The 6,132-nt window shown below is 33.2% G+C and carries 7 protein-coding genes; all 7 read right to left on the bottom strand.

Annotated elements, in window-relative coordinates:
* Window positions 1-1,202: 1,202 nt before the first annotated feature.
* Window positions 1,203-1,901: a leucine-rich repeat domain-containing protein gene (locus L0U77_RS11695; RefSeq protein WP_233901251.1), complete on the bottom strand. Its 699-nt coding sequence runs from the start codon at window positions 1,899-1,901 to the stop codon at window positions 1,203-1,205.
* Between the two features lie 2 nt (window positions 1,902-1,903).
* A complete protein-coding gene (locus tag L0U77_RS11690; RefSeq protein WP_233901250.1) occupies window positions 1,904-3,463 on the bottom strand; it encodes a hypothetical protein in 1,560 nt (519 codons plus the stop codon).
* The gene (locus L0U77_RS11685) at window positions 3,463-4,305 is read right to left on the bottom strand and encodes a phage baseplate protein (RefSeq protein ID WP_233901249.1); all 843 of its coding nucleotides are present in this window, start codon (window positions 4,303-4,305) and stop codon (window positions 3,463-3,465) included. The genes L0U77_RS11690 and L0U77_RS11685 overlap by 1 nt, the downstream gene beginning before the upstream one ends.
* Window positions 4,302-4,766, bottom strand: a complete 465-nt coding sequence (locus tag L0U77_RS11680; protein ID WP_233901248.1) for a hypothetical protein — start codon at window positions 4,764-4,766, stop codon at window positions 4,302-4,304. Before L0U77_RS11680 ends, L0U77_RS11685 begins: the two co-directional genes overlap by 4 nt.
* A complete protein-coding gene (locus L0U77_RS11675) occupies window positions 4,756-5,589 on the bottom strand; it encodes a nucleotidyltransferase (RefSeq protein ID WP_233901247.1) in 834 nt (277 codons plus the stop codon). The genes L0U77_RS11680 and L0U77_RS11675 overlap by 11 nt, the downstream gene beginning before the upstream one ends.
* Window positions 5,590-5,626: 37 nt before the next feature.
* Complete coding sequence (locus L0U77_RS11670) at window positions 5,627-5,926, bottom strand: hypothetical protein (protein ID WP_101917464.1); 300 nt, start codon at window positions 5,924-5,926, stop codon at window positions 5,627-5,629.
* The coding region (locus tag L0U77_RS11665) for a hypothetical protein (protein WP_233901246.1) at window positions 5,904-6,132 on the bottom strand (229 nt) is incomplete at its 5' end. The genes L0U77_RS11665 and L0U77_RS11670, both read right to left, overlap by 23 nt.

Genomic DNA, 6,132 nt, shown 5'->3' with positions numbered 1-6,132 from the left:
CAAACAAGCTCGCCGTTTACTGTTCCAACAAAATACTCCGCACATGGTGGGTGTTTTAAGTCTAAATAATAATGCTCTTTAAAATACTTCCAGTAAGTTCCGTTTGTCTTGAAAATATCAAGTTTGATTTTTGGTCGTTCGGAAATAGATTTTTTTTTTTAAGCTCTTGCGTTGTTGTATTATAAACCCAGNCTTTAAAATACTTCCAGTAAGTTCCGTTTGTCTTGAAAATATCAAGTTTGATTTTTGGTCGTTCGGAAATAGATTTTTTTTTTTAAGCTCTTGCGTTGTTGTATTATAAACCCAGTCAGGTTGTAGCCATTCAATTATATCATAATGTGGGCTTAATAAAACTATTTTTTTCCCTTTATTACGCCTCCAACCTTTAGCAAAAGCTAATGCGCCAATCTTAGCTATTTGCCTATCTACAACGCTTGTAAATTCATCTACAACAACTTCATCTGGAGCATCAATAATTAACCTAGCCATTCCTGCCCTAAATTGTTGACCATTAGAAAGTACGTTAAATGGTTTTAGCCAACTCGGAACATCTCCAAGACCAACACTAGCTAATGCTGCGGTTACTTCTTCAAAACTTCCGTCTGGAGCAATACAATCTATAATTGGTTTACTATTATCCCAATCGGCATAAGGATTGTAAATCTTATTTTCCTTAAAAAATGATTTCCCAAGCGAGGTTTTCCCTGTTCCACTTGCGCCAATAATAAGACCAATTTGCCAATCATCATTATCAATTGGTATTTCTGCGGTGTGTTTCCATGTGTCCGCCTTATCAACGTTAAATAAACTTTTTACTCTTAAAGCTCTGTAGCTTTCAAAATCTTTTGTTTTGTGATTTACTTCTATTTTCATAATTATACGTTTACTAATCTTATTTTTAATCCTAGTTTTTTCATCTTGCTAAATAGCTCTTTTTGTTCCATTTCTGATTCTACAAGTAGAATAACTCCAAATTGTGGCTTGTAGTTAAATTTATTTTTAATCATATATAACACTTACTTTAATTAATATTCTTACTTTTGTACCTCTCACAGTAATATTTTAAACAAGCAAAGCCCAATTAGAAGACTTATGTCCTCCAACTGGGCTTTGATGCTAAATTAAATTACTGTGAGAAGTATTTATTTTGTTGGGGGACTTTTTATATCCCCATTTTGTTTCTTTTTCTTTTGATGATTTTATTACTGTTTTAGGACGTATTGCGTATGTACATCTTTTCTCCAATCCCAGCCTTGTGGTTGTGGCGTTACTCCGTTTAAAATATTTAATTGATTTTGATTCACGTAGATAGTTGTTAGGTTGGGGCTTTCTTCGCAGTGTAAGTGGATTAAACTAACATTTTTAGAGACATCTAACTCCCTTATGTTGGGTAAATGGTGGCAATATAATTTAACCAACCTAGTGTTTTTAGAAACGTTTAGTGTTTCTAAGTCATTATCTAAACAGGACAGAACAGTTAAACTAACATTCTTAGATACATCTAACTGTTTTAATTTATTACTGTAGCAAATTAAAACAGTTAATAGGACATTCTTAGTTACATTTAGCGTAGTTAATAGTGGGTTACTGATACAAGATAAATAAGTTAAACTAACGTTCTTAGATACATCTAACTGTTTTAATTTATTACTGTAGCAATTTAGTTTAGTAACCCCTCGACTAGATTTAACAACAACAGTTTCACTCCCTACATTTGCACTAAGGTCAATTGTTGGCGTGTTATATTCAGTATTTGCTTCTTGACGGTAAATATTACCCCTAGCGTGGTATTTAATTACGCTTGTACTTTTAGCTCCATTAACCTTCCAATAACTCGCATTACTCGTGGTTGTTAAAGTAATTTCCTGCATTCCATATCTTCTTGAACTTGCCATTCCCATAATTACGCACGTATTAATTGCCCGCAAACGAAATACTCATTTGCTCCTGTTTTTGTAATTTCAATCATTGAATTTTGCCCATCAAATTCGAGCGTATCATTGATATTTTTTAATTCATTTGCAGTTCCTGATCTAGCTACTTTGCACGTTCCTGTTCCTTTGTAGAAATACTGCGCTTTGTCGCCAATTCGTGGAAATGAAGCGGTGTTTAGAATAATTTCAGTATTTGCGTTATTTAGTGGTACGATATTGCCAACATCCGAAGCTTTTGCCGTGTAGCTTGTTACTGTTGATAGCGGTTTTACGGTTTGTCTTGAGTGTACGTTTTCAAGAAGTGCTATTTCTTTGAAGCCGTTAGCACCATCAACTCCATAGCTTTGCAGGAAGTATCTATCCTTCCCTGACCACTTGAATATCGTAAAACTTTTATACTGCGAAGACAAATCGGATACATCTCTATGATTAAAATGTGTAATTCCACCGTAACGAAAAGGATATAGATTTAGAGGGTCACTAGTAATCGTGTGATTGCTAATAGAAGTAATATTCTTATCAAAAGTAGCCGTAGCAGTATCAACGTCAAAACCACCATTACTAAGCACAAAATCACTAGCATTTTTACCTTCTAAAGCTTTTGCGTTGATTTGTAAAATATCAATATTTTTTTTTGATAAATTTTCTTCCGTAAATATCTTTTTAAACCCCCTCGAAGTACCGTCTAAATCATAAAACTGTACATATAAATCATTAGATAATGTTCCTTTCCATAAGCTGAAACTTCTCAGCTGACTTTCTGTAGTTCCTGTGTCGTTTCCAAAATTAAAATGAGCTGTCGCTCCGTTTTCTTCAGGAAATCCTGTTGAACCGTGTCTGTTTGTTATTAGTGTTATACCTTCTCCGAAATTTCGATTCCATATACCCTCTGCTGTGAATGGATTGAAAGCTTCAAGAGAGCTCATCATCTTAGTGTCGATATAATTTTTGGTATAATACATGTCATTGTGACTATGATTAAGCAGACCAATGTTCTTTTGGGCAATTTTTTGTTGTTCCAGCGAAAGATTTTGAAAAGCAACATAGCTCACTTTATTAGCTATTGACGTGACTAAAGCATTATCGGCAGCAGTCATTTCGGCTAACAATTCTTGAATTGAATTAATTTCAACATCTGGATTATTTAGCAATATCTGAACAACTTCATTCATTGCTAGTAAAAGAGCGCTGTCAGATTCTTGTTTATTATAAACGTCTTGTTTAGCTACGTAATAACTTGGCAATTGATTGCCAAGTTTTAAGGAGTTTACGGCAGTTCCTGTTTTATCCAATTTACCGTTCCAATTTGCACGGTCATTTTCCGAAGGATGCAATATTTCATCTTGTAAATGCGTATTAAACGCTTGTTTATCCGCCTTGGCGATTAACAAGTTATTTAAACCCTCAATATCTTGGACACTAATATTTTCATCAATCCAACGAATCCATTTAAAGAAGTTATAAAATTGTTGTTGGGAAGGCTTGTCGTGTGTTTCAAACCATTTTTTTACGTTCTCTTGATGTTTCATTATCCTATAAATTGAATTGGTAATGCCACAATGTATGGCGGTAAATTATTGTGTGGTTTATCATTTCCTTCATTATCTGTTGTAAAATGATGAGTATGACTTCCTGAATCTTTTATTAAACCGTCACCACTAACAAATGCACGTTTCCTATCTTGTCCAGCAAAATTACCACCACCATCTAAAACAGAACCCGTTCCACTACCGCCAGAACCGTCCATTACATCATGATTATGACTACCAGCAGAATGTGTTTGCCCTTCATGTTGATGACTTGGCAGTTCAGAAGTTGTTAGTTGATGTGTTTTTTCACCGCCTTTTTTACCAATGGTATTAAATTCTGTTTGATTAGCATCGTACCCAACGAGCATACGCCCTAAAATATTATCAGTTCCGTTTTGACCATTTGCGATAAACCATCCTCTTTGCAAATCTTTTTGAGCGACACTTGTACCAACGTATTTTATTTCTTTATACATTGGCTGATTTATATAAAATCGTTTAAAATCACTCCAAGGAATTGAATTTACTGAAACTCCAAAAGTTGCATAACGAGTAAAATAAACAGGTTTTTCGGTTTTATCTTCAAAAGTTGCTTTTGTTTCTTCTTGAATAATGACAACGCTATTTTGCTTTATACCGCCACGGAATTCTAACAACTCGCCATCTAAATAAATAAAACCGTTTGTTATTTGGTTTCCAATAACTTCACATCCGCTGATAATTGTTTTATCGCCTGCCAAAAAACCAAAAGCATTAAAAATCTGCCATGCTTTTTGCATTTCTGTAAGCGTATTTGTTTCCAAAGGAAAACCGCCATTTTGTTGAAAATCAAGATAATTCATATCGCAATTATTTTATATTTTTTTGTTCCTTTTTTGAATATTTCAATCCACTTTTCGAGTGTTATTTTTCTTGATTTTACAATGCTATCTGGTACGTAAACAATAAAATCAATTCCTGTGTCGGCATAATCAGTTTTATCATTTATAAAAAGTTTACCAAGAAATACTGGTTTTTGTTCCGCTCTGGTATAAATATAATGTCGCTCAAATTGATTGCCATCACCAATTCTGATACGTCTTAAATCGGCATCAAAAACATCATTTAAAGCTTTACGTAAATAACATCTTTGCCCATTATGATTTAAAATAAATTCATCAGCAACCCGCATTTTTAAAAATTCGCCGTGTAAATTAGCTACTGGAGATACGAGCGTTTTTATAAAACCAATCATTTTTGGTTTGCGTAAATCGGTGGGTAATAAAAGTATTGCCCATTTATAAAAATCAATATTATACCACATAACTAATGTTTTCAAAAGTTTCAATTTCGAAATAACCACTTGCGGGTATTTTGCTAACTTCAATTAATTGAGGTGTTCCGTGTGTATCTTTTGAAGCGTCTAAAGAGCTACTTTTTACCTCCACAATATGTGCGATTTTAACGCCTTTAATTGCTTGTAATTTATCAACTAAACTTTGCAATATTAACTCGCCATCAAAAGGCAATTCTTTCATAAACTGCTGTAAAGCCTCCTCAATTGGTTTATTTCCGTGTAATATTGACATACCAGTTTCATCTAAAACTAAGGCATCTCTATAAATTTTTAAGGTTAAAAATAGTTTATCCGCTAAATGATTGATAACGGTAATATCATCTCCAGCAAATTTAATTTCTTCAAAATACTGCTCTAAAGATTCTTCTTGTTGTGACGTAATTCTTGAAAGTTTTCCGTTTATTTCGGTGGCGACTTTTATAACAATTGTTCCTGGTACTTCGCCATCATTTGCGGTGGCATATTTTATAATTTTTGAAGCGTCTATTTCTTCGGATGTTGCTGTTTCATTTTGAAATTTATCGGTATCGGCAATTAAATCAAAACCATTTTGAAAAGCCAATGCCATAATTCTGTACCATGACAATGTTCCTGCTTTTTCGTGTGCCAATCTATAATCGATGTACTTTCGGTGGGCATCAAAATAGCTTCGTAAATCTTGAAAACAAAAAGCCACGATAAACAAAAACAAATTCCAAATAGATACTTTGCTAGTACTATTCAAGTCTTTTAAGGAACTTTCATTTTCCTTAACAGCTATCATTTTATTTTTAATTTCTTGTACTTTCATGGTTTTTTCAGGTCTTTTTTTGAATTATTTCTGAGCTTTAGCTTACTTTAAAATCAATTCCAATTGCCCAACATCCAATTCCTTCACAACCTATAATTGCATCAATATTAGTTTGTGTTAATGCGGTAGCGGGGAGTATTTTTTTTGCTTGATAATAGTTTAAATGGTCTTTATTATAAATAACATTTTCGGGAATAATAATTTTATCTCCAGTTTCAATAACCTCACTTGGTGCTTTATGATTCGCTTTTGCAATTAAAGAGGCATTAACCGCCAATCCTGTTGTTAAGATTGCGATATCCAAAAAAGATTGTTTATTGAGTGCTATTATTTGCATCTTTAAGTTGCTTTTTTAACAATTTGTTTTCAGTGTCTTTTTCTCGTAGCTCTCTTTTTAAAGAAAGTATAAATTTGTTTTTTAGCTTTATCTCATCTTCTAACAAGTTATTTTTTCGTTTATAAGAAGACTCTAGTTGGCTCATTTCTTCTGTCATCATTTGAAACTTTCGTTCCCATAACTGAGAAGTTTCTTGATATTTTTTT

Source organism: Tenacibaculum piscium (assembly GCF_021390715.1).
Lineage (GTDB): Bacteria > Bacteroidota > Bacteroidia > Flavobacteriales > Flavobacteriaceae > Polaribacter > Polaribacter piscius.
The sequence above is the reverse complement of the archived record's forward strand: the minus strand, read 5'-3'. Positions and strand labels throughout refer to the sequence as shown.